The organism is Streptomyces sp. NPDC059679, from assembly GCF_042734105.1.
GTDB lineage: Bacteria > Actinomycetota > Actinomycetes > Streptomycetales > Streptomycetaceae > Streptomyces.
In genome coordinates, this window is sequence record NZ_JBHWES010000022.1 from 1 (window position 1) to 22,311 (window position 22,311).

A 22,311-nucleotide genomic window follows, 5' to 3' on the forward strand; every position below is an offset into this window, starting at 1 on the left:
GGCCCGCCGGGGGGGCTTGTGGGGTGGCGGGGGGGGCGCCCCTGGGCGTCGCCGCCGGCGTGCGGGCCCCGCGCGGGGGCGCCCCCCCCCCCCGGGGGGCCCACGCCGGTGCTCCGCGAGGAGTTGGGCGCGATCGGCCGGGGTGCCGAGTGGATGATGTCCCGGGCCTGCGGCGGCCCGGCCGCGGGCGCGCACCGCGGGGCGCTGTGGGTGACGGGGCTGCTGGTCGCGGCCGCCGCCCCGCCCCGCGAACTTCCCGCCGCCGCCAAGCGGATCGCGGCCCACCCGGACCGGCGCGCCCCGCGCAGGCCCTCGCCGGGCTCGCAGGTCTCCGCCACCTACGGCGCGGCGGGCGCGTGCGGCGAGGCGCGAGCCGGCTTTCCGCATGTACTCCGCGCCCTGGACGCCCTGTCCCGGGCGCGGAGTACGGGGGCCACGGAGGCGCAGGCCCGTCTCGACACACTGCTCACCGTGATGAGCACGCTCCAGGACACCGGGCCGCTGTACCACGCGGGCCCGCCCGTGCTCCGACGGGTGCAGGACGGGGCGCGCGGCGTCCTCGAGGCGGGCGGCACGGCGACGGCCGCGGGCACGGCCGCCCTGGCCAGGCTGGACGCCGAGCTGGGTGAACTCGGCGTCGCGCCCCGGGGCAGCGCCGCGGTGCTCGCCGGGGCGCTCTTCCTGGACGGCCTCCCCGCGCCGCTGGCCCACCCCTCCAACAGGGCTGTCTGATCGGACCTTTGGCCAGCGCATCGTCACCGTATCCCCTCACCTGCGACTTCATCACCCTCCAGAATTGCAATAGGTCGGAGGTCTTCCTTACCACCGACTGAGCCTGCACTATGCCCGGTAGTTCACAACCAGGTATGGGAGGCATGTACGTGACCTCAGGGACGGGGAACGGAATCTCTCGGCGAGGTGTGATCGGCACCGCCGCCGCTGTCGGCGCCGGAGGCTGGCTGACCGGATCCGGCACCGCATGGGCCGCGCCCCAAGGAGCCTCGGCCCGGGCGGAAAACACACATGAGCGGCTGGTGAGAGCCGCTGCCATGCGGTGGCGGCGGCTGCCCGGCGACTGGAAGGACGGGCCCTTCCTCGGCAACGGGCTGCTCGGTGTGCAGATCTACCGGGGCGCCACGGCCAACTCCGTGAAAGTCATGGTCAGCCACAGCCAGGTGCAGGACCAGCGGCCGCAGTGGCGCGCCCCGTACGGCTTCTCACGGCTGCCCATCGGCCACTTCGACCTCACGCTCGCCGGCGAGGTGACCGATATCGACTGGACCCTCGACCTCTGGGACGCCGAGCTGCGCGGGACCGTCACCACCACGCGGGGCAGCGTCCGCTTCTCCATGCTGGTCCACAACTCCCGTACCGCGCTGCTGATCTCCACCCGGCCGAGCGCGGGCGAGCAGTCCGCGGCCTGGTCGTTCACCTGGATGCCCGCCATCTCGCCCCGGCAGAAGGACAAGCCCGCGGACTACACGGGCAACCCCGACGCCCGCACCGGTTCCACGGGCGCCACCCACTACGTCCAGCAGCCCCTGATCGCGGGCGGCGGCTGGGCCACCGCCTGGCGCGAACGGCGGGTGGGCACCGGCCGTCTGCTCGCCGCCCATATCGTCTACCGCTTCCCGGAGGACTTGGACGGCACGACCGAGTTGGCGGTCGCCGAAGTGGCCCGTACGCTGGCCGCCGACCCGGACGAGCTGGTGCGCGAGCACCGCGGCTGGTGGAACCGCTTCTACCGGCGCAGCCTGCTGTCCGTACCCGACAAACGGCTCCAGGACTTCTACTGGATCCAGCTCTACAAGGCCGCGTGCGCCACCCGGGCGGGCGGACCCTCGATGTCCGAGTGGGGGCCGTGGTATCCGGAGACCGGCGGCAGCTGGACCGCGGTCTGGTGGAACCTCAACGTCCAGATCGCCACCTGGCTGATCCAGGGGTCCAACCACCTCGAACTCGACTCGGTCACCTCCACCTTCAAAGCCTTCGAGAAATACCTGCCGCTCTCGGTGCCACCGGAGTACCAGGACGGCCAGACCTACGCCCTCGCCCACCCCTCCGACTGGATGCTGCGCCCCGGCGCGAAGACCGTCGGCATCCCCGGCACCTCCACCAAGACCGACAACAACGGCAACCTCATCTGGGCCATGCACAACGTCTGGCTCAGCTACCGCCACACCATGGACGTGCGGATCGTGCGGGACGTCCTCTACCCGATCCTCGTCAAGGCGGTGAACTTCTACGACCACTTCCTCCACGAAGGCAGCGACGGCAAACTGCATCTGCCGCTGACCCGGTCGCCCGAGTGGGCGGACGCCGAGGACTGCACGTACGACCTGTCGCTGCTGCGCTGGGGCTGCGCCACCCTGCTCGACTGTCTGCGCATCCTCCGTACGGACCATCCGCACGCCCCGCGCTGGCGCGAGATCCTCCGGCGCCTGGTGGACTATCCGCGCGATGCGACCGGGGTCATGATCGGCGCGGACAAGCCGCTGACCGAGTCCCACCGCCACTTCTCCCATATGCTGTGGCTCTACCCGCTGGGCGAGCTGGACTGGGACCGCGCGGGCGACCGGGACATCATGCGCACGACCTTCGACCACTGGGTCAGGGACCGCGCACTGTGGGCGGGTTACAGCTACGGCGTCGCCTCCTCGATGGCATCCCGGATGGAACGGCCCGAGGAGGCCCTGGACTTCCTCACCTTCTTCACCGACGGCAAGGTCATCAACAACGCCTGGATGACCCCGAACACCATGTATGTGGAGGGCGGGAACCTGGGCACGGAGAGCCCGCTGACGGCGACCCAGTCGATCCTCGACATGGCCGTGCAGAGCCACGGCGGCGTCATACGGGTCTTCCCCTCCCTGTCGCGGCGCTGGCCGGACGCCTCCGTCCAGTCCCTGCGCACCCAGGGCGCGTTCCTGGTGGACGCGGACCGCTCGGGCGGCCGGACGCGGTGGGTGCGCGTACACAGCGAGGCGGGGGCGCCGCTGGTGCTGGCGCATGGCATCGAGGGCGCCATCGACGTACGGGACGAGCGCGGACGGCGGCTGAGCTACCGGGAGACGGCCCCCGGCCGTATCGAGATCCCGCTGGGCCGGGACGGGACGGCGGTCGTCGTGCCGCGCGGCACCGACCCCGACCTGGACCCGCGCGATGTGCCGGCCGTGGGCGACGCCAAGCCGTGGGGACTGCCCGGCTGAGCCGTACCCGCCGTGGACAACTTGGGGCTTCGCCAGGACAGTTATGCCCACCCCGTGAAGGCGCGGGGTGGGCGGGCGGCTTACGATCCTGTGCCAGGACGCGCGGCCTGGGATCGTGCGCCGAACAGCCCTGAAAAGCCCTGAAATGAGGAGATCACACGTGACCGCTCAAGGGGTAGCAGCCCAGACCGGAAGCGGACCGGAGCCCCCCAGCAGCCCCCTCAACCAGGGCAAGCCGCACAGCGCCCGGATGTACGACTACTTCCTGGGCGGCAAGGACAACTACGTCGCCGACCGCCAGGCCGCCGCCAAGGTGCTCACCATGTGGCCGGGCGTCATGATCGCCGCCCGCACCAACCGCGCCTTCATGCACCGAGCGATCCGGTACCTCGCCGCCGAGCGCGGCATACGCCAGTTCCTCGACATCGGCACGGGCATTCCGACCAGCCCCAATCTCCACGAGGTCGCCCAGTCGATCGCCCCGGAAGCCCGGATCGTCTACGCCGACAACGACCCGATCGTCCTCGCCCACGCCCAGGCCCTGCTGGGCAGCGACCCGCGGGGGCGCACCGCCTACGTCGATGCGAATGTCGCCGATCCGAACACCATCCTGAACGCCCCGGAACTCACCGAGGTGCTGGATCTGTCCCAGCCCGTCGCCCTGAGCCTGTGCGCGCTGCTGCACTTCGTCCCCGACGAGTGGGACCCGTACGCGATCGTCCAGCGCCTGCTGGAGCCGCTGGCCCCCGGTTCGTACCTGGTGCTGAGCCACATCACGCCGGACTTCGACCCCGAGGCGACCCAGCGGACCGTGCAGATCTACCACAGCGGTGGCATCCAGGGGAAAATCCGCACCAAGGCCGAGGTGGAACGGTTCTTCACGGGTCTTGAGCTGGTCGAGCCGGGCATCGAGGTGCCGCACCGCTGGCACCCCGAACTGGCGGCCCCGGACACCGGGACCAACACCGGCGATGTGACCGACGAGGAGGTCTCCTTCTGGGTGGGGGTCGCCCGTAAGCCGGGCTCCTGACCCGCCGTCCTGACCCGCCGGAACAGGAGCCTCTCACACCCGGCCGCCGGGAGCGGCGCGGCGCTTGCCTTCTGAAGATCCCTGCGCGTCAATGAGCCCCATCTTCTGACCGGGCATCAGCGATGCGGACATGGATCGGACGGGACGAGCGATGAGACGTACCACTCCCGGGTTACGCGCCACGGCCACCGCCGCCGCCTGCGCGGCGCTGCTCGCGGGGGCCGTGGCCCTGGCGCCCACGGCCGCCGCCGTGTCGCCGGACACCGCCACGGCCCCGTACGACTGCACCATGCTCGGCATCGTGGAGCTCACCCTCCACGCCGCCCAGAACGGCACCAGGGCCACCATCACGCCCGGCTCCCCGGATCTGACCGCCCCGGTCGCGATCCCGGCGAACGCCATCTCCGCCACTCTGCGGTTCGAGAAGAACGGTGGACCGGGCACGACCACGTTCACCAACAGCTCCAGCCCGGCCATCCCGGCGGGTTCCCCGATACGGTTCACGCTCGTCGGCACGGTGGCGCCGGGCGACAGTCTGGACTCCTACCTGGGCAGTGGCTCGTTCCGCATCTCGATCGGGGCCGTCCTGATCACCTGCGACGCGCTGGCCAAGCAGACGCCGGGCCCGTTCGTCTTCGACTGACCTCAGCGACCCTCATGAGTTACGGCTTGTGGCCGACCGCCTCCGCGTAGAACGAGCGGTCCACCACCCGGTCCTCGCGCAGCGGATCGCCCTCGGTCACACCGGCGGCGGCGTACGCCTTCTGCAGACGGTCCACCGTGCCGTCGCGGATCTCCCAGTCCATGCGCAGCGACGGGACGGCGGACAGCGTGTCCGGCTCGGTCTTGAGCGCTTCGCCGAGCTCCTTCACAAAGCCCTTGTCCTTCTTGTAGTCCCCGGCGAAGTAGGTGTTCACGGTGCGGATGTAGGCGCGCAGAAACGCCACTCCCGCATCCGGATCGCCCGTCAGCAGATCGGGGCCGAAGAGAAGTCCGCCCAGCGGCTCGCCCCGTGGCTGACCGCCGAGGAAGGCGTAGCCGGCGTCGCCGTCCACCTCGCGCCATACCGGGTCGAGCAGCCATGCCGCGTCCACACCGCCGTTCTTCAGCGAGGTGAGGACTTCGGCCGGGCCCAGCTGCTGGAAGCGGACGCTGTCCACGTCGGCCTGGTGCTTGGCCAGCACCTTCTCCATCGGATACATGATGACCGAGCCCTTGCCGATGAGCGTGCCGACGGTACGGTCCTTGAGTCCGACCTCACCGGCCGTCTGCCCGGGCCGCAGCCGGGCCCAGAACCCGCTCTTGGAGCCGGGCGCGGGCGAGAAGTTCCCGGCGACCCAGCGGATGTCGAACCCCTGCCGGATGCCGTTGAGCACACCCGCCTCCGGCGCCGCGTACTGGACGTCGATATCGCCCTTGGCCAGCAGCGGCAGCGCGTCGGGGGTGGGCAGCAGCTTCACCTCGACGTCCAGCTTTTCCTTGGCGAACTCGCCCTTGGCCAGGGCGATCTGCAGCGGCGCCAGGTACTCGGCGTTCAGGGTGCTGGCGGAGACGACGACCTTCGTCTTCTTCTTCAGCGGCTTGGGCGCGGGCGCGCCGGGCTCACAGCGGGCCGGCGCGCGGTCTTCGGACAGGTCGGAGGGGTCGGTCCAGCCCTTGGTGCAGCCTGCGACGGGCGCGATGGGACGGGCCTTGCGCTCGGCGCCTGAGTGCGCCGAGTCGGAGGTCTGCACATCGCAGGCGGTGAGGGAGCCGAGGACGCCCAGCAGGGTCACGGCGGTGGCCAGGGCGCGGGTGAGGAAGGGTCCGGGTGCTGGCATGGGTGTTGCCTTCCGGTTCCGGTGAGGCCGAGATGAGACAGGGGTCGGGAGTGAGGGTCAGGACTGGGGGCGGCCGCGGTCCCGCGGGGCCCAGGGGGTGAGTCGGCGGCCGACGAAGCGTACGAGTTCGGAGAAGACCACGCCGAGCACGGCCACACAGACGATGCCGACGAACATCACGTCGTTCTGGAACAGCGCCCGCGAGTCGAAAATGAGATGGCCGAGCCCGTCGTCCGCGGCGATCTGCTCGGAGGCGACGATCACCAGGACCGCCACCCCGGCCGCGACCCGCATGCCCACCAGGACCTGCGGCAGCGAGGCTGGCAGCAGCACATGGCGGAACATCTGCCACGGGCCCGCGCCGAAGACCTGACCGGCCTCCCGGTACCCTTCCGCGACGCCCATCACGGCCGCCATCGTGGAGATCCAGACGAAGAAGAAGACGGTGGTGGCCACGAGCGCGATCTGCGGGCCCTCGCCGAGGCCGAACATATTGAGGAACACCGGCAGCAGCGCGAGCTTGGGCACCACGTACAGCGCGTCGAGCAGGGGCTCAAGCGCGGCGCGGACGATCCGCACCGCGCCCATCAGCAGCCCGACGGCATAGCCCGCTGCCGTGCCGACCGCATAGCCGGCCATCACCCGCTGGAGCGTGGCCCATACGTCCGGCCACAGCTTGCCGTCGGCGGCGCGCTGCCAGCCGTCGGCCGCGATCGTGGAGGGGGCGGGGTAGACGCGGGGGTCGATCCAGTGCCGGTACGCGGCGAGCTGCCACAGCAGGATCAGCGCCGTGGGCACGGCGACGGCCAGGGAGATCTCGAGGGCGAGACGGCTCCGATGGGCGCGGACCGGATCGCGCTCCCGGGGCCCGGGGCGCCGGACCAGCACGGTCTCGGCGGGCCCGTCCGGTGCCGCATCGGCCTGGGCGGCGCGGTCCGCGCCGAGCGCGGCCTCGCCGTTCATGAGCGCTTCCCCGCGGGCTGCGCCATCGCGGCGCCACCGGCTCCCGTCCGCACCTCACCGCGCAGCAGCTCCCACAGCTCGGACTGCAACGCGGCGAACTCCGGGGAGCGGCGCAGCTCTCCGGTGCGCGGACGTGCGAACGGCGGCCGCCGTTCGGCGATCACCCGGCCCGGCCTGGCGGACATCACCACCACCCGGTCCCCGAGCACGATCGCCTCCTCCAGGCTGTGGGTGACGAACAGCGCGGTGGTGCGGGTCGCCTGGCAGACCGCGAGCAGTTCGTCCTGGAGGATGGTGCGCAGCTGGGCGTCGAGCGCGGCGAACGGTTCGTCCATGAGCAGCACCTCCGGCTCCACGGCGAGCGCGCGGGCGATCGCGACCCGCTGCCGCATACCGCCGGACAGCGCGGCCGGGTAGGCGTCGGCGAAGTCGGCGAGGCCCAGCCGGTCCAGCCAGTCCCGGGCCCGTGCGTTCGCGGCCTTGCGCGGGACGCGCTGCACATCGAGGCCGAAGCGGACGTTGGCGAGCACGGTCTTCCAGTCGTAGATCCCGTAGTCCTGCGGGATCATCGCGGCCGGGTGGCGCCGGCCGGCGCGCAGTTCGACCTCGCCGCCGCTGGGGCGGACGAGCCCGGCGACGATGCGCAGAAACGTCGACTTGCCGCAGCCGGACGGGCCGACGACGCAGCAGAACTCCCCGTGTTGGACATCCAGATCGAATGGCCCGAGCGCGTGTACGTGCCTGCCCGAGTGCCCGAAGCTGCGGGTCACCGCGCGGGCGCGCACCTTCGGTGCGGCCGTGGGTGTGGTGTGCGGTTCCACCCCGTGTCTCCTCCCGCTGTTTTCCAAGAGAAGATATGACGACCCGTCAGATTCAGACAAGGGTCGGGACGCCACCGACCGCCGGCCGACCCCGCGACCGGCTATCGGCCGGCCGCTCCGCCCTCGCGCCACCACTGGCGCAGCACCTGTTCGGCGGGCTTGCCGTGCGGTGTGTAGGCCAGGCGCCGCTCGGTCTCGCCGCTGTCCGGCCAGTCGTCCCACATCCACCAGCACACCCCGGCCCACCACGGCTCGTCGTCGAAGGCGGTGAGCAGGGCCTGGTAGGCGGCGGACTGCTCGTCCGCCCCGGCGCGGTGGCTGATGGTCCAGGAGTACGGCGCCGCGGCGGTGCCGCTCTGGCTGACGTAACCGGCCTCGGTGAACAGGATCTTCTTGTCCTCCCGGGCGGCGAACGCGGCAAGTTCGGCGGCGATCGGCTTCCAGCCCTTGGCCAGCCGCGCGGGGTCGGTGGTGGCGGCGTCCGCGAGCGGCCAGTAGGCGTCGATGCCGATCAGGTCGAGGGAGCTCCAGAAGCGGACGTGGGTGTACTCGTCGTAGTTGGCGGCGTAGGTCAGCGGGCCCCGGTAGGCGCCGCGCACCGCGGCGATCACCTTCCGCCAGCGGCGGCGGTCGGCGGAGGTGCCGGCCAGTTCGGTGCCGACGGCGAACTGCTCGACGTCCAGTTCCTCGGCCAGGCCGGCGTAGTGGGTGATGAAGCGTTCGTACGCGGCGAACCACGCCTCCCGGTCGGCGGGCTTGATTTCGGCGCGGTCGCCGCCGTCCGCCAGGTCCACATGGGGTTTGAGCATCACCTTCAGCCCGGCGGCGTGGGCCAGGCCGACGATCCGGCGCAGGCTGTGGTCGCTCGCCGTCTCCTCGGTGGCGTGGATGGCGGACCGGCGTCTCCCGTCCTGGTACCAGGTGGGGGTGAACACCACCCATCGAGCGCCGGTGTCGGCGATCTGCCGCAGATAGCGCCGGGCCTCGCGCCGGTCGTAGTCGTCGGTGTTCCAGGCGGGCAGGGTGATCCCCCGCATCCGCTGGGCCGGTCCGGCGCCGGGGGCGGCGGAGCCGGTGTGGCCGCTTCGGCGTGAATCGGGCGGGTCGTCCCCGCCGGTCGAGCATCCGGTCAGGACGGCGACGGCGGCGGTGACCGCCGCGGTCGCCCGCCTCAGCGCTTTCATCGGGCAGGGCCTTCCTCGCCCAATCCGTGGGAGATGGCGTGGCTGGCGTGGGCGTACACCGACCCGGAGCACTCTATTATCTGGCGCTCGAGCCCATCGGAGGTCCGGGTGCGGAAGCGCGGGCGCCTGCGCCGAGGACGCCCGCGCCTCCGTGACATCACCGTCCCGGAGCGCTGACCAGGAACGGGTCGGGGGCCAGAATCGGCTCGGCGACCAGGGTCGGCCCCACCACCACGAGCGGTTCCCCGACCAGGAGCGGTTCCGCCGGTGTGCGCGGCTCCGGGAGCGGTGGCGCGGTGGGTGCCGGATGCGTGGCGCGGGTGAGGAGCACCACACCGCGCGCGGCCACCACGGCGCCCAGGCCGGCCAGCGCGACACCGGCGGGGCCGCCGTGGACACGCTCGCCGAGCAGGGCGATTCCGATGGCCGCGGCGGCCAGCGGGTTGGCGAGGGTCAGAACGGCCAGCGGTGCGCCGAGGCCACCGGTGTAGGCGGTCTGGGACAGCAGCAGCCCGCCCACGGCCAGGCCCGCGACGAGCACGCCCACGATGGCGAACCGCCAGGTCAGGGCCAGGCCCGCGACCGTCAATGTCTGGGTGAGCGCCGATGCGGCCCCGGAGGTGATGCCGGAGGCGGCGGCGTGGCCGAGCCCCCGGCCGCGGCGGGCCTGGATGAGCAGGCCCGCCAGGGCCAGCACGATCGCGGCGACGGCGAGCGCGGCGACGGTGCCGAGCGTCCGGTCGGGGGCGCCGTCGCCGACGGTGAGCGGCAGCAACGCGCCGAGGCCGACGAGGGTGAGCGCGGTGCCCCGCCACTCGTCGTGGGTGGCACTCCGTCCTGCCACCCGGGCGCCGAGCGGCACGGCGGCGACCAGCGTGAGCGCACCGAGGGGCTGGACCAGGGTGAGCGGCCCGAATTTGAGGGCTGCCACATGGAGCAGGGCCCCGGAGGAGTTGAGTCCGACGGTCGACCACCAGGCGCCCTGCGCCAGCAGTCGCCGCAGTCCGCCCGGGCCGGTGCGGGCGGCAAGGCGCTCCTGTGCGACGGCCGCGGTCGCGTAGGCGACGGCCGACAGGAGTGCGAGGGTGACGGCTATGAGGGTGGCGTTCACGGCATTACCCGGCCCCTTTGAATATGGACGTGCTGCGATACATCTGCGTATCGATACAACAGTGTATCGGCACAGGCGCGTATCGATACGCTCGTGTACCGTGTGTTGTGCCGCACAGTCGCATACCGCACCCTCACCTCAGTCGACCACGGTCGACAGGGCCGAGGCACTGGCGGAAAAGCTCATAGCGGGAGGAGAGTGCCGAGCTGATGGCAGCGCCCACCACGGCGGACACCCAACGCCGCTCCAAGATCAGTCCCGAGCGCGAGCAGGAGATCTTCGACGCCGTCCTGGCCCTGCTGACCGAGGGCGGCTATGAGGCCTGCACCTTCGAGGGGGTCGCCGCCCGGGCCAAGGCGAGCAGGTCCACGCTCTACCGCCAGTGGAAGACCAAACCCCAGTTGGTCGCCGCCGCGCTGCGCCGCTGTGACCGGCGCATGGCGCTGGACGGCATCGACACCGGCAGCCTCGTCGGCGACCTGCGGGAGACGGCGCGCGTCGTGGGGCGGATGTGTGACTCGGACACCACGTTGCTGTACGCGCTGGGCCATGCCGCGCTCAGCGACCCGAGCCTGCTCCAGGCCCTGCACGACGCCTTGTTCTCCCGTGAGGTGTCGGTGATCGCCGTCATGGTCCGGCGCGCGATCGAGCGCGGCGAGATCCCGGCGGACAGCGTGGCGGCCGAGTTCGTCCCCGCCCAGCTGATCGGTGTGATGCGGGTCAGATCGCTGCTGGACGGGAAGCCCGCCGACTCCGACTACCTCCTCCGCTTCCTCGACGCGTCGGTCTTCCCCGCGCTCGGCCTGTCCTGACCCCGCCCGGCCCGCCGTGACCGGGCGGCCGGGCGGCCGGTCACGGCGCGAGATCGCGCAGTTCGAACCAGTCGAAGTCCGCCGCGACCCGGGTCCCGCCCAGGTCCTGGACGCAGACCCCGACGAACGCCCCGGTGAACCGCAGCCGGTCCCCGTAGTCGTCGGAGAGCCTGGTCGCCTCCAGCGCCGGGCCGACGTCCTGCCAGGACACCCCGTCCGGCGAGGCGGCGAAGCGCAACTCCGGACCGTCGAAGCGGGCCCGCAGATGCACCAGCGGCCACGCGTCGACGTCGAGTTCACAGGAGGGCAGCTCGCCGTACGCGCCGTCGTCCGTGAACACCACGCCCAGCACCCGGCCCCTGCCCTCCACATGGGTCAGCCGCAGGTAGTAGTGGGTGGTGGTGTCGTACCAGCAGATCAGGCCCGCGAGCTGGCTGAAGTGGGAGGGGCGGAAGTCGACCACCGTCGTCGCCTCACAGCGCACCGACGTCAGCCGGCGGGCGACCAGGCTCTGGTCGTAGCGCGAATGCGGGCTCTGGCGGCCGCGCAGCCGCAGATGGCCGGGGCGTTCGGTCAGGCTCAGCCACTGGGGGGTCGCGGGCGCGCGCAGGGTGTTCCAGTACCCGGCGAGCTCGGGCGCGTCGAAGTCGTCGCGGGCGGGCCGGACCGGCGCCGGGGTCGGCGCGACACCGCGGGGGGCGGCCACCTCCAGGCTCGGCAGACGACCGCCGTCCGCCAGCCGCAGCCAGCCGTCGTCGGTCCACTCCACTCGCTGGAGACAGGTCTCCCGGCCGAGCACACAGCGCGCCCCGGCGAGTGTGCGGACCGGGCGCGAGGCCAGATGCGCGAGAAACCACTCCCCCTCGCCCGTCCGCACCAACTCGCCGTGGCCGGCCTTCTGCAGTGGCCACTCGGGTGCGTCGCGAGTGGTCAGCAGCGAGCCGGCCGGGTCGAGCTCATACGGTCCGGTCAGCTCGCGCGAGCGGGCCATCAGGATGCCGTGGTTCCAGCCGGTGCCTCCCTCGGCGAGCATCAGGTAGTACCAGCCGTTGTGGCGGTAGACATTGGGCCCCTCGATCAGCACATCGTGGGTGAGGACCGTACGCGGCGCCCCGATCAGGGCCTGTTTTCCGGGGTCGTACTCCTGGAGCAGGATGCCCGCGAAGGCGGGGTGTCCATCGCGAGGATCCCACTGGATGTTGAGCAGCCAGGTGCGCCCGTCCTCGTCGTGGAAGAGGGAGGGGTCGAAGCCGGAGGAGTTGAGGAACACCGGCTCCGACCACGGACCGGAGATGTCCGGAGCGGTGACGAGGTAGTTGTCGACGTCCTTGTACGGATGGCCGATGGTGCGCACGATGCTGTACACCAGCCAGAACCGGCCGTCGTGGTACGAGAGCGAGGGCGCCCACACCCCGGCCGAGTCCGGGACGCCGCGCAGATCGAGCAGGTCGGCGCGGTCCAGGATATGGCCGGCCGGCTCCCAGTGGACCAGGTCGGTGGAGCGGTGCACGGGCACGCCCGGGAACCACTCGAAGGTGGAGGTGGCGAGGAAGTAGTCCGCACCGACGCGCACAATGCTCGGGTCCGGGTGGAATCCGGGCAGCACGGGGTTGCGGATATGGCCCGCGGTCATGCAGGTCCTTTCGTACGGCTTGGGAAACGCGGCGGCGGTTTGCCGGGTGGTCAGCCCTTGACGGCGCCCTGCATCACACCGGCGACGATCTGCCGGGACAGCAGGAGGAAGACGAGCAGCAGCGGCAGCACACCGATGGCGGCGCCGGACAGGATGAGCGTGTAGTCGAGGGCGTACCCGCTGGCCAGCGAGGACAGCGCGGTCTGCACGGTCGGGGTGACGGACGGGTCCAGGACGATCAGCGGCCACATGAAGTCGTTCCAGGTGGCCATGAAGGTGAACATGGCGAGCACGGCGGCCTGCGGGCGGATCGCGGGCAGCGCCACATGCCAGAAGATGCCGAGTGTGGAGCAGCCGTCGACGCGGGCGGCCTCGACGAGCTCGTACGGCACGGACTCGTCGCAGGCCTGCCGCATCCAGAAGACGGCGAAGGCGTTGACGAGCGCCGGGACGATGACGGCCTTCAGGGTGGCGATCCAGCCGAGGTTTCCCATCAGCATGTACAGCGGGATCATGCCGAGCTGGGTGGGGAGCATCGCGGTGATCACCACCGCGACGAACAGGGCGTTGCGCCCCCGGAACGGCAGTTTGGCGAAGGCGAATCCGGCGAGCGAGGACAGCAGGACGCAGCACACCGTCACCGTGGTGGAGATGATCAGCGAGTTGCGCAGGGCCAGCCAGAAGTCGACGGTGTCGTAGACGCGCTGGATGTTGTGGAGCAGATTGCCGCCCGGCGTGAGGGTGAGCAGCGAGTCGCCGATCGCCGAGTTGTCGCGGGTGGGCAGGATGAAGGAGTAGTAGAGCGGGAACACGGAGGCGGCGAGCACGCCGACGAGCGTGGCGTAGACGAGGAATCCGGGGCGCCGGCCGCCGTCGGACTTGGGCCGGCGGCGGCCGGTCGTGGAGTGGGTGGCGAGGGCCATGACGGCATCAGTCCTTCGAGGCGATGCGCCGTGACAGCGCGTAGTTGATGCCGGAGACGATGGCGATGAGCAGGAACATCACCCAGGCGAGGGTGGCCGCGTAGCCCGCGTTGAACTCGCGGAACCCCTTTTCGTAGAGGTACATCATCAGCGTCTGGAACTGCCGGTCGCTGCCACCGGTGCCCTCGGTGCCCTGGATGTCGAAGAGCTGGGGCTCGGTGAAGGTCTGCATGGCGCCGATGGTCGACATGACGACGGAGAAGATGATGGTGGGTCGGATCGAGGGCACGGTGATCGACCAGAAGATGCGCCGCCTGGAGGCGCCGTCGAGCATCGCGGCCTCGTTGAGCTCGCGCGGGATGCCCTGCATGGCGGCGAGGAAGATCAGCGCGTAGTAGCCGGCCCAGCGCCAGATGATGATGGTGGCGACCGCGGGGATCGCGGTCCAGCGGCTGGCCTGCCAGTCGACCCGGTCGATGCCGACCAGGCTCAGCACATCGTTGACGACGCCCGTGTGGAAGCCGTAGAGCTGCGCGAACACCAGGCTGACGGCGACCACCGACACGATATGCGGCAGCACGACGCCGGCCCGCCAGACCGCGCTGGCGCCCAGTTTCCGGTTGAGGACACCGGCGAGCCACAACGCCACGGCCAGTTGCACACCGGTGCCGAGCACCAGCAGCAGGGTGGTGTTGAGCAGCGCGTTCCAGAAGTACTCGTCGGCGAAGAGGGCCTGATAGTTGTGGAGTCCGAGCCAGCCCTGGTCCCCTTCGATGATCGCCCACTTGTGGAAGGAGATCCAGCCGGTGTACAGCAGCGGCCAGACCGCGAAGACACCGAAGATCACAAAGAACGGGGCGATGAAGACATACGGGGTGTAGCGCAGATCGAAGCGGGTCAGACGGGATCGCCAGGCACGGCGTCGGGGGTGGTGCCCCGGGGCGGAGGCCGTGGTGGCCTCCGGCCCGGGGCGGGTCTCGGTGACCGTCATCGGGTCAGTCCCCCGCCACCTTCTTCGCGTCGGAGACCGCCTGACTCCAGGCGTCCTCCGGCTTCTGCTTGCCCTGTTCGACCCGGAGCAGCGCGTTCATGAAGGCCGTGGCCACATCGCTGTCCTTGGTGCCGCGGTAGATGGGCTGCATCTTGTCGACGGCCTCGGCGAAGATCTTGCCGGTGGGGGCGTTGGAGAAGTACGTGTCCTTCTTCGCCTGCACGGTGGGGTCGTTGTAGACCGACGGATGGCTGGAGAGATAGCCCTTGGAGAGGAAGAGCCTCTTCTGGACCTTCGACGAGGTCAGCCAGCGGGCGAGCTCGACCGCCTCCTTGGTGTGCTTGGTCTGCTTGGGCACCAGCAGATAGGAGCCGCCCCAGTTGCCGCCCTGAGGGGCCGCGGCCACCGACCACTTGCCCGAGTTTCCGGGGCCGGATGCCTCCTTGGTGCGGTCAAGCTTCCAGGCGGGACAGACAGCGGTTGCCGCCTTGCCGGTCTTCAGGGCGTTGGCCATTTCCGGGGTGAAGGGCGGGTATCCGCCGCTGACCTTCCGTACGGACATGTTCGCGGCGGTCAGGAAGTCCTGCTTCAGGCCGGAGTTCTCATCGGCCATGAACGAGTCGTCGGATTCGGAGAAGAACGTCTCCTTGTGCTGGTTCTCCATCCCGACCCAGATGTCTCCGGTATTGGCGGTGAAGGAGGCGTCCTTCACCTTGGCCCGGAATTCCTCACCGACTTCGGTGAACTTGTCCCAGGTGGGCCAGAGTTGACCGACGCGCTCGGGGTCGGTGGGCAGCCCGGCCTTCTTGAACAGATCGGTGCGGTAGCAGATGCCGAGCCCACCGATGTCGGTGCGCACGCCCATCACGTACTTGCCGTTCTCGACCGTGCCGTAGTCGTACGCCCACTGCACCCACGGGTCGTCGGTGTTGTTGACGCCGTGGTCGGCGAGGTTGACGAAGCGCTGGTAGCTGGGCTTGAACTTGCCGATGGTGTCGTCGCCGAGGCCCACCACATCGGAGGCGCCGCGGTTCGCCGCGAGCTGGGTGACCAGCTTCTTCGGCAGGTCGTCGACAAGCACCTCGCGAATCTTGATGCCGGGGTGGCTCTTCTCGTACTCCTTGTAGAGGTCCCGGTATCCGTAGTCGACCTGGGTGGTCACGGTCAGCGTGGTCTTGCCGTCCGAGTCGCCCGCGCCGCTTCCGCAGCCCGATGCCGTGAGGGCGATGACCGTGGCTGTGGCCGCCACCACCCAAACCCTCCGGCTGGCGTGGTACTTCATGCCCTCACCTCTCTGCTTCCATGTTCGGCATTGCGCCGTTGCAAGTTCGGGATTTCGAAAGTTTCGACGCTCGATAATTGCGTGGATTCTTCTGCCCTTTGCGCCGTGTCCAGGCGGGCTCAATGTAGGAACCGGTTGTCATGCGGTCAATGTTTCGATCGCGTAAGCGGCGCTATTCGAAACTTTCGGTGCCGATCGGCGCTCCGCCGAGCCATGACGGGCACGTTGCGCGGGCAAGGTCTTACTCGCCCGGATCTTCAGGGATCTTCGTCGACAGATCGGAACGGTTCGTATGAGTGGCACGACTCGGTCGCAGCAGTGGTACGCGGGAGACTCCCGCGACGCCTTCATCCACCGCGCCTGGATGCGCCGCGGCCTCCCCGACCACGCCTTCGACGGCCGACCGCAGATCGTCATCTGCAATACCTGGTCGGATATGACGCCCTGCAACAGCCACTTCCGTGAGATAGCCGAGCATGTGAAGCGCGGTGTGTGGGAGTCCGGCGGTGTGCCGCTGGAGCTGCCGGTGCCGTCGCTGGGCGAGACCCTGCTGCGCCCGACCGCCATGTTCTTCCGCGACCTCGCCGCGATGGTCGTCGAGGAGCTCATCCGCGCCAATCCGGTGGACGGTGTCGTCCTGCTCGGCGGCTGCGACAAAACGGTTCCGTCGCTGCTCATGGGGGCCGCGTCGGTCGATCTGCCCACGCTGATGGTCACCGGCGGCCCCATGCTCAACGGGTCCTGGAAGGGGCGCCCGCTGGGGTGCGGCACGGGGGTCTGGGAAATGAGCGAGGAGGTGCGCGCCGGGCGGATGCCACGCTCGGATCTGCGGCGCGCGGAGTCGGCGATGATCCGCAGCCGCGGACACTGCAACACCATGGGCACCGCGTCCACGATGGCCTGTGTCGCCGAGGCGCTGGGCATGACGCTGCCGGGGAACGCCGGGCTCCCGGCGCCGGACAGCCGGCTGCTGGAGCTGTCGCATACGGCGGGCAACCGCATCGTCGAAATGGTCGCCGAGGACCTGCGCCCCAGCGCCGTGCTGACCCGTGAGGCCCTGCTGAACGCGGTGCGCGCGGTGGCCGCCATCGGCGGGTCCACCAACGCCGTCGTCCATCTGCTGGCCCTCGCCCGCCGGGTGGGCGTGGAGATCGGCCTGGAGGACATCGACCGGGCGGGCCGTGACATTCCCCTGCTCGCCGATGTGCAACCCGCCGGAGCCCATCTCATGGAGGACTTCCACCGGGCCGGCGGCCTGGACGCGGTGCTCGGGCAGATCAAGGGCCGGCTGGAGCCGAGCGTCACCGTCTCCGGCTGCTCCCTGACCGATCAGATATCCGGCCGCGCCAGTACCGACCTCACCGTCATCCGCACCGCCGACGAGCCCATCGCGCACCAGGCCGGGCTCGCCGTGCTCCGCGGCAACCTGTGTCCCGACGGCGCGGTCATCAAACCGGCCGCCGCGACACCGGAGTTGCTGCGCCACCGGGGCCGCGCGGTGGTGTTCGACGGCATCGAGGACTTCCACGCCCGGATCGACGACCCCGAGCTCGAGGTGGCGGCGTCCGATGTGCTGGTCCTCCGGGGCTGCGGTCCGCGCGGCTACCCGGGCATGCCCGAAGTGGGGAACATGCCACTGCCCCGCAAGGTGTTGGAGTCCGGTGTACGGGACATGGTCCGGATCAGCGACGCCCGTATGAGCGGCACCGCCTTCGGCACCGTCGTTCTGCACATCGCCCCCGAGTCCGCGGCGGGCGGGCCGCTGGGCCTGGTCCGCACGGGCGACTGGATCGAGCTGGACGTGGAACGGCGCGTGCTGAGGCTGGACGTGCCGGACGAAGAACTCGCCGCACGCGAGCCGGTGACCGCCGCCGCCCCGCCCGCGGAGAGCGGATGGGAGCACATCTACCGCGCACATGTCGAGCAGGCCGACCGGGGCGCCGGTCTGGACTTCCTCGCCGGAACCCGCGGGTCCTTCGTCGCCCGGGAGTCGCACTGACGGCCCTCACCCCGCGGTGAGCAGAGCCTGGCGCCGGGCGCCGAGACGGGATTGTCAGTGGCATCCGCAATGCTGTTTTCGGATGTGAGCAACCGTCTCGGCGCAGGCGCCAGGCTTGGAGGTCGATGGTCGTGAACGCGGAAACGACCGCGTGGGAGCAGTGCAGTACGGTCCGGGTGATTCCCCCCGTACGGCCGCGCAAGCTGGCGAAGGTTCCCTTCGTCGAACTGGCGGAGGGCCGCTTGCAGGGGGTGGTGTCCAGCGGCTCGGACATCGCCCGGGTGTATGTCTCGTCGATCGCCGCGCGCACCCATGACTACAGCTGCAGTACGAACAACAACCGGCCGTGCGGCGGGGCCAACGGGGGGCCGTGCAAGCATCTGCGCGCGCTGGTCGACGAGGCGGTGCTGCAGTACGGAATCGACCGCGTGGCCCGCTATCTGCACGTCGAGGTAGGCGAAGAACACGGGGACGGCGGGGGCGCGGACCTGATGAGCCGTCTGTCGGGCTCGCGCGAGTCCGCGCCGGCGGCCGTGGTGTTCAGCCGCTTCCTGCGGCACCTGGCCTATCTGGAGCTGCCGGACACCACGGCGCCCGTCCCCGAACTGCACTGGTTCCCGGCCACGGAGGCGGTCCGCTGATGCTCGGTGTGCAACTGGCCGAACTGCTCGACGCCGATCCGCCCGGGGTCGCGGAAGCCCTCGACCTGGTGGCCGGGTTCGACGACACCCTCGTTCACGGGCTCGCCCGGCTCGGCGAAGAGCGGGCCGCGGCGCTGACCGCCCTGGCCGGCGCCGTCGCGGCCTCCCCCTTGGGACCGGCGGTGGCCGAGGCCGCCGGAAAGGTCGCCGCCGGCTCCGTCTCGGACGACCACCTGGCGGCCCTGGCGGGCGCGCGTACCGCCCTCTTCGGCGCGGTACACGACGCCCGGCTGGCCGACCTGGACGCCGCGCTCGGACGCACCAGGGAGGCGTGGCAGGAGCCGCCCGCGGCGGCGCCCGAGGGGCGGAGCATGCTCGCCGGATCCCGGTCATGGCTCCGTGAGCTGGCCATCGCCGGCTGGCGTGGCGTCGGCCACGACCTGGTATCCGCCGCGGACCAGACCATCGAGGCCCTGCTGGCCGAGCCCGAACTGCGGCGTCTGGCGGTGCTCCTGGACGGGCTGGCGGCGGAGCTGCGCGCGTCCTCCCCGCTCGCGACGGCGGAGCGGCTGCCCGCGCGGCGCTGGGCCGACCTGTGGGCGCGCGCCATGACGCTGTCGCGGGAGGACGACGTCACGGATCTGCCCGGCGCGGCCCCGCCGGTCGAGTCGGTGTCGGGGCGGCTGCTGCTCCTCGGCGTGGACGTACACGAGCACGGCACCGCCGTGCAGGCGCAGGTCCACGCGGTCCTGGAGCCCGCCGACGGCGCACCGGCGCGCCTGGTGCGTACAAGCGTGGTCGCCGCGAAGGTCGACACGATCGTCGGCCCGGCTCTGTGGCGGTTGCTGCACGGCCACCCCGTGCTGTTGACCGCGCTGGCCGAGCGACGCGCCCTGGAGGTCGCCGATCTGCCGCTGCTGGCCGGTGGCGACCTGGTGTGGCACGACGACCGGGCCACCGCGGGCGATCCCGCGGACCCCTTCGCCACCGCCCGGATCCAGCTCGCCGGCGCGCTCGCGCCGCCGGTCCCGCCGCTGGAGCGGCATCCGGTGCGCATCGCCGAACCGGTACTGCTGGAGGGGTACACCACGGACGGCAGCGCGCTGGAGCTGGACGGGCGGACCCTCCCGCTCGACCTGGACCGGCTGCCCGCCTGCGGGCCGCTGACGCCCGCGCTGGTGGCCGCGTCCTCCGCCTGTATCGGCCTGCTCCGCCAGGACGGCGGGCGCTGGATGGTGCAGCCCCTGGCGGTCCAGGCGACGGTCAAGCGCAAGCCGGTCGAGGTGCACGGCGGCGACTGGGCGCTGGGGATCACGGATCCCAAGGTCGCCAAGGCCGAGGCCAGGGCGGGCGACGCGGTCGCCGTGCTGCGGGAGCGAGCGGGACGGCTGCTGCGGAAATGACCGACATCACGCATGAGACGCCGTACGACACCGCGCACGACACATCGGTCGGCGGCGCCGACGAGAACCGGCGGCAGGTGCTCTACTGGCGGCTGCTGGCCCGGCTGTTCGACCCCGAGGAGCAGCCCGCGCTGGAGGCCGCGAGTGTGTCCATCGTCGACGACCTCGGGCTGCCGCCCGCGCTGCTGGACCCAGCCGTGTCGGTGGACAGCCTCGTCCAGCGCTTCCCCGACCTGGAGACCGAGTTCCAGGACCTGATGGCGCCCTCGGACGGCGACCAGGTTTCCTCGGGCGAGGACGGCGCCGCTCCGGAGGGCTCAGGGGAACAGGTGCGCCGGGCCGCCCTGGTGTCCAAGCTCCTGCTCAATGTGTTCAACACGGGAGCGGGCGATGTGACGGCCAAGCAGCTGGCGGACTGGCAGCGGGACGCGGGCTGGTGCAAGCAGGCACTGGGCACCGAGGGCGCGGAGGAGCTGAGCGGCACCCTGTCGGCCCTGGAGGGCGAGCTGGTGCGGCGTATGCGGCTGCGCGAGGTGCTGGCCGATTCGACGCTGGCCAGATCGCTCACACCCAGCATGTCGCTCATCGAGCAGCTGCTCCGGGACAAGGACAATCTCTCGGGCGTCGCGCTCGCCAACGCGAAGGCCCTGATCCGCCGCTACGTCGACGAGGTCGCGGAGGTGCTGCGCACCCAGGTGCAGCAGACCAGCGTGGGCACCATCGACCGGTCGGTGCCGCCGAAGCGCACCTTCCGCAACCTCGACCTGGATCGCACCATCTGGAAGAACCTCACCAACTGGGACCCGGAGAGCGAACGGCTCTATGTGGACCAGCTGTTCTACCGCCACACCGCCAAGCGGACCACGCCCGCCCGGATGATCGTGGTCGTCGATCAGTCGGGGTCGATGGTCGACTCGATGGTGAACTGCACCATCCTCGCCTCCATATTCGCGGGGTTGCCCAAGGTGGACGTCCATCTCGTCGCCTACGACACCCGGGCGCTGGATCTGACCCCATGGGTGAACGACCCGTTCGAGGTGCTGCTGCGCACCAGGCTCGGGGGCGGTACCGACGGCACCGCCGCGATGGCTCTGGCCCGACCGAAGATCGCCGACCCCCGTAACACCGTGCTGGTGTGGATCTCCGACTTCTACGACAACCGGGCGCTGATGACCGACTTCGGGGCCGTGCGGCGCTCCGGGGTGAAGCTGATCCCGGTCGGCTCGGTGAACAGCTCGGGGCGGCAGAGCGTGGACCCCTGGTTCCGCGAACGCCTCAAGGATCTCGGCGCGCCCGTGATCTCCGGACATATCCGCAAGCTCGTGTTCGAGCTCAAGAACTTCCTCGCCTAGGAGACCGACGAATGAACGACAACAACATGCTGCGCGCGCCGGCCGAGGTGAAGTACGGCGAAGAGCTCGACTGGCTGGAGTCGATCGACGACGGCCCCAAGCCGTTCTCCTGGCGGCTCAGCCCCCGGATGATCCGGCTGTTCATCCTCGGGTCCGAACCCTCCGACGGGCTCGACCGGCAGATCCCGCAGAAGTGGTTCGGCGACCGCAGCTTTGTCGAGCGCAGCATCGTGACGCTCGCCTCGGACCGGGGACTGCTGCTGATCGGCGACCCGGGCACCGGCAAGAGCTGGCTCGCCGAGCTGCTCTCGGCCGCCATCTGCCGTAACTCGACCCTGGTCGTCCAGGGCACCGCCGGCACCACCGAGGACCACATCAAGTACTCGTGGAACGTCTCGATGGTGATCGCCAAGGGACAGTCCCGGGAATCGATGATCCCCTCGCCGATCATGACGGCGATGGAGCGGGGCGTGATCGGCCGCTTCGAGGAGCTGACCAGGTCGACCAGCGATGTGCAGGACGCGCTGATCTCGATCCTGTCCGAGAAGTACGTCTCCATCCCGGAGCTCGACGACGACAACATCGTCTTCGCCCAGCCCGGGTTCTCCATCATCGCCACGGCCAACAGCCGTGACCGGGGTGTGAACGACCTGTCGTCGGCGCTCAAGCGGCGGTTCAACTTCGTCCGCATCCCGGTGGTGACGAACAAGCGCAGCGAAGCGGAGATCGTCCGGTTCCGCACCAGTGAGCTATTGCGCCGGCACCGGATCGAGCTGGAGGTGCCGCCCACGCTGCTGGACATCCTGCTGCAGAGCTTCGCCGATCTGCGTACCGCGTCGGCCTCGGCCACCAGCGACGACGACAAGCTCGAATCGGCGCTGTCCACCGCCGAGCAGATCGGCGTGCTCGAGGACGCCATTCTGCACAGCCAGTTCTTCGGCGACCGCGTCCTCGGCGCGCGGACGCTGGCCGGTTCGCTGGTGAGTTCGCTGGCCCGGCGCAGCCCAGAGGACCTGGCCATTCTGAACAAGTTCTGGCACGGGGTCGTGGAGCCGCGCAGCAAGGACGAGGGCGGGCCCTGGCAGGACTTCCTGGAGGGCGGCCGCGAGACGATTGCGACCCTGTCATGACGAGCGT

Annotated in this window: 19 protein-coding genes; 10 read left to right on the forward strand and 9 right to left on the reverse strand. The window is 70.6% G+C overall.

What is annotated here, in order from left to right:
* From ACFV2X_RS23450 to ACFV2X_RS23465, 4 genes are all read left to right on the forward strand, one after another.
* Positions 1-732 (forward strand): triphosphoribosyl-dephospho-CoA synthase (locus ACFV2X_RS23450; RefSeq protein ID WP_385619526.1); only part of this gene is annotated, 732 nt, incomplete at its 5' end.
* 302 nt (positions 733-1,034) lie between these two features.
* Positions 1,035-3,209, forward strand: coding sequence for a glycoside hydrolase family 95-like protein (locus tag ACFV2X_RS23455; RefSeq protein WP_385619529.1), 2,175 nt, complete (start codon positions 1,035-1,037; stop codon positions 3,207-3,209).
* Between the two features lie 160 nt (positions 3,210-3,369).
* A complete protein-coding gene (locus ACFV2X_RS23460) occupies positions 3,370-4,239 on the forward strand; it encodes an SAM-dependent methyltransferase (RefSeq protein WP_385619530.1) in 870 nt (289 codons plus the stop codon).
* A 151-nt stretch (positions 4,240-4,390) separates the two neighbouring features.
* Positions 4,391-4,882: a hypothetical protein gene (locus tag ACFV2X_RS23465; protein WP_385619532.1), complete on the forward strand. Its 492-nt coding sequence runs from the start codon at positions 4,391-4,393 to the stop codon at positions 4,880-4,882.
* A gap of 19 nt (positions 4,883-4,901) precedes the next feature.
* On the opposite strand, the gene ACFV2X_RS23470 is transcribed toward ACFV2X_RS23465, so the two are convergent.
* From ACFV2X_RS23470 to ACFV2X_RS23490, 5 genes are all read right to left on the reverse strand, one after another.
* Positions 4,902-6,059, reverse strand: coding sequence for an ABC transporter substrate-binding protein (locus ACFV2X_RS23470; RefSeq protein WP_385619533.1), 1,158 nt, complete (start codon positions 6,057-6,059; stop codon positions 4,902-4,904).
* A gap of 57 nt (positions 6,060-6,116) precedes the next feature.
* Positions 6,117-7,022, reverse strand: a complete 906-nt coding sequence (locus tag ACFV2X_RS23475; protein WP_385619535.1) for an ABC transporter permease — start codon at positions 7,020-7,022, stop codon at positions 6,117-6,119.
* Entirely contained in the window at positions 7,019-7,843 is an 825-nt protein-coding gene (locus ACFV2X_RS23480; RefSeq protein WP_385619537.1) for an ABC transporter ATP-binding protein, read from the reverse strand. Before ACFV2X_RS23480 ends, ACFV2X_RS23475 begins: the two co-directional genes overlap by 4 nt.
* A gap of 101 nt (positions 7,844-7,944) precedes the next feature.
* Entirely contained in the window at positions 7,945-9,027 is a 1,083-nt protein-coding gene (locus ACFV2X_RS23485; protein WP_385619539.1) for a glycoside hydrolase family 113, read from the reverse strand.
* Between the two features lie 157 nt (positions 9,028-9,184).
* Positions 9,185-10,138, reverse strand: a complete 954-nt coding sequence (locus tag ACFV2X_RS23490) for a hypothetical protein (protein WP_385619541.1) — start codon at positions 10,136-10,138, stop codon at positions 9,185-9,187.
* A 209-nt stretch (positions 10,139-10,347) separates the two neighbouring features.
* Here ACFV2X_RS23490 and ACFV2X_RS23495 point away from each other — a divergent pair, with 209 nt between their 5' ends.
* Positions 10,348-10,950: a TetR/AcrR family transcriptional regulator gene (locus ACFV2X_RS23495; protein ID WP_089513861.1), complete on the forward strand. Its 603-nt coding sequence runs from the start codon at positions 10,348-10,350 to the stop codon at positions 10,948-10,950.
* Between the two features lie 40 nt (positions 10,951-10,990).
* Here ACFV2X_RS23495 and ACFV2X_RS23500 read toward each other — a convergent pair whose 3' ends face one another.
* The 4 genes from ACFV2X_RS23500 to ACFV2X_RS23515 are packed head-to-tail and all read right to left on the reverse strand — an operon-like array spanning position 10,991 to position 15,779.
* Complete coding sequence (locus ACFV2X_RS23500) at positions 10,991-12,583, reverse strand: glycoside hydrolase family 43 protein (protein ID WP_385619544.1); 1,593 nt, start codon at positions 12,581-12,583, stop codon at positions 10,991-10,993.
* A 50-nt stretch (positions 12,584-12,633) separates the two neighbouring features.
* On the reverse strand, positions 12,634-13,506 hold the full coding sequence (locus ACFV2X_RS23505; RefSeq protein ID WP_385619547.1) for a carbohydrate ABC transporter permease: 873 nt from the start codon (positions 13,504-13,506) through the stop codon (positions 12,634-12,636).
* A gap of 7 nt (positions 13,507-13,513) precedes the next feature.
* Entirely contained in the window at positions 13,514-14,497 is a 984-nt protein-coding gene (locus ACFV2X_RS23510; protein ID WP_385619549.1) for a carbohydrate ABC transporter permease, read from the reverse strand.
* A 4-nt stretch (positions 14,498-14,501) separates the two neighbouring features.
* Positions 14,502-15,779 carry an extracellular solute-binding protein gene (locus ACFV2X_RS23515; protein ID WP_385619552.1) on the reverse strand — a complete coding sequence of 426 codons (1,278 nt, stop codon included), beginning with the start codon at positions 15,777-15,779 and terminating at the stop codon, positions 14,502-14,504.
* 292 nt (positions 15,780-16,071) lie between these two features.
* Between ACFV2X_RS23515 and ACFV2X_RS23520 the strand changes: the two genes are divergently transcribed.
* The 5 genes from ACFV2X_RS23520 (at position 16,072) to ACFV2X_RS23540 (ending at position 22,304) form a co-directional block, all read left to right on the forward strand.
* Complete coding sequence (locus ACFV2X_RS23520) at positions 16,072-17,778, forward strand: IlvD/Edd family dehydratase (protein ID WP_385619554.1); 1,707 nt, start codon at positions 16,072-16,074, stop codon at positions 17,776-17,778.
* Between the two features lie 125 nt (positions 17,779-17,903).
* Positions 17,904-18,419: a hypothetical protein gene (locus ACFV2X_RS23525; protein WP_385619556.1), complete on the forward strand. Its 516-nt coding sequence runs from the start codon at positions 17,904-17,906 to the stop codon at positions 18,417-18,419.
* On the forward strand, positions 18,419-19,822 hold the full coding sequence (locus ACFV2X_RS23530) for a hypothetical protein (protein ID WP_385619558.1): 1,404 nt from the start codon (positions 18,419-18,421) through the stop codon (positions 19,820-19,822). The genes ACFV2X_RS23525 and ACFV2X_RS23530 overlap by 1 nt, the downstream gene beginning before the upstream one ends.
* A complete protein-coding gene (locus ACFV2X_RS23535) occupies positions 19,819-21,174 on the forward strand; it encodes a VWA domain-containing protein (RefSeq protein ID WP_385619561.1) in 1,356 nt (451 codons plus the stop codon). The genes ACFV2X_RS23530 and ACFV2X_RS23535 overlap by 4 nt, the downstream gene beginning before the upstream one ends.
* A gap of 11 nt (positions 21,175-21,185) precedes the next feature.
* Complete coding sequence (locus tag ACFV2X_RS23540) at positions 21,186-22,304, forward strand: AAA family ATPase (protein WP_385619563.1); 1,119 nt, start codon at positions 21,186-21,188, stop codon at positions 22,302-22,304.
* The last annotated feature ends 7 nt before the right edge of the window (positions 22,305-22,311 follow it).

Excerpts from the sequence above, each read along its gene's own strand:
- ACFV2X_RS23465 (WP_385619532.1), top strand. The coding sequence starts at position 4,391 with ATGAGACGTACCACTCCCGGGTTACGCGCCACGGCCACCGCCGCCGCC.
- ACFV2X_RS23470 (WP_385619533.1), bottom strand. The coding sequence starts at position 6,059 with ATGCCAGCACCCGGACCCTTCCTCACCCGCGCCCTGGCCACCGCCGTG.
- ACFV2X_RS23475 (WP_385619535.1), bottom strand. The coding sequence starts at position 7,022 with ATGAACGGCGAGGCCGCGCTCGGCGCGGACCGCGCCGCCCAGGCCGAT.
- ACFV2X_RS23485 (WP_385619539.1), bottom strand. The coding sequence starts at position 9,027 with ATGAAAGCGCTGAGGCGGGCGACCGCGGCGGTCACCGCCGCCGTCGCC.
- ACFV2X_RS23495 (WP_089513861.1), top strand. The coding sequence starts at position 10,348 with ATGGCAGCGCCCACCACGGCGGACACCCAACGCCGCTCCAAGATCAGT.
- ACFV2X_RS23500 (WP_385619544.1), bottom strand. The coding sequence starts at position 12,583 with ATGACCGCGGGCCATATCCGCAACCCCGTGCTGCCCGGATTCCACCCG.
- ACFV2X_RS23505 (WP_385619547.1), bottom strand. The coding sequence starts at position 13,506 with ATGGCCCTCGCCACCCACTCCACGACCGGCCGCCGCCGGCCCAAGTCC.
- ACFV2X_RS23510 (WP_385619549.1), bottom strand. The coding sequence starts at position 14,497 with ATGACGGTCACCGAGACCCGCCCCGGGCCGGAGGCCACCACGGCCTCC.
- ACFV2X_RS23515 (WP_385619552.1), bottom strand. The coding sequence starts at position 15,779 with ATGAAGTACCACGCCAGCCGGAGGGTTTGGGTGGTGGCGGCCACAGCC.
- ACFV2X_RS23520 (WP_385619554.1), top strand. The coding sequence starts at position 16,072 with ATGAGTGGCACGACTCGGTCGCAGCAGTGGTACGCGGGAGACTCCCGC.
- ACFV2X_RS23525 (WP_385619556.1), top strand. The coding sequence starts at position 17,904 with ATGGTCGTGAACGCGGAAACGACCGCGTGGGAGCAGTGCAGTACGGTC.
- ACFV2X_RS23530 (WP_385619558.1), top strand. The coding sequence starts at position 18,419 with ATGCTCGGTGTGCAACTGGCCGAACTGCTCGACGCCGATCCGCCCGGG.
- ACFV2X_RS23535 (WP_385619561.1), top strand. The coding sequence starts at position 19,819 with ATGACCGACATCACGCATGAGACGCCGTACGACACCGCGCACGACACA.
- ACFV2X_RS23540 (WP_385619563.1), top strand. The coding sequence starts at position 21,186 with ATGAACGACAACAACATGCTGCGCGCGCCGGCCGAGGTGAAGTACGGC.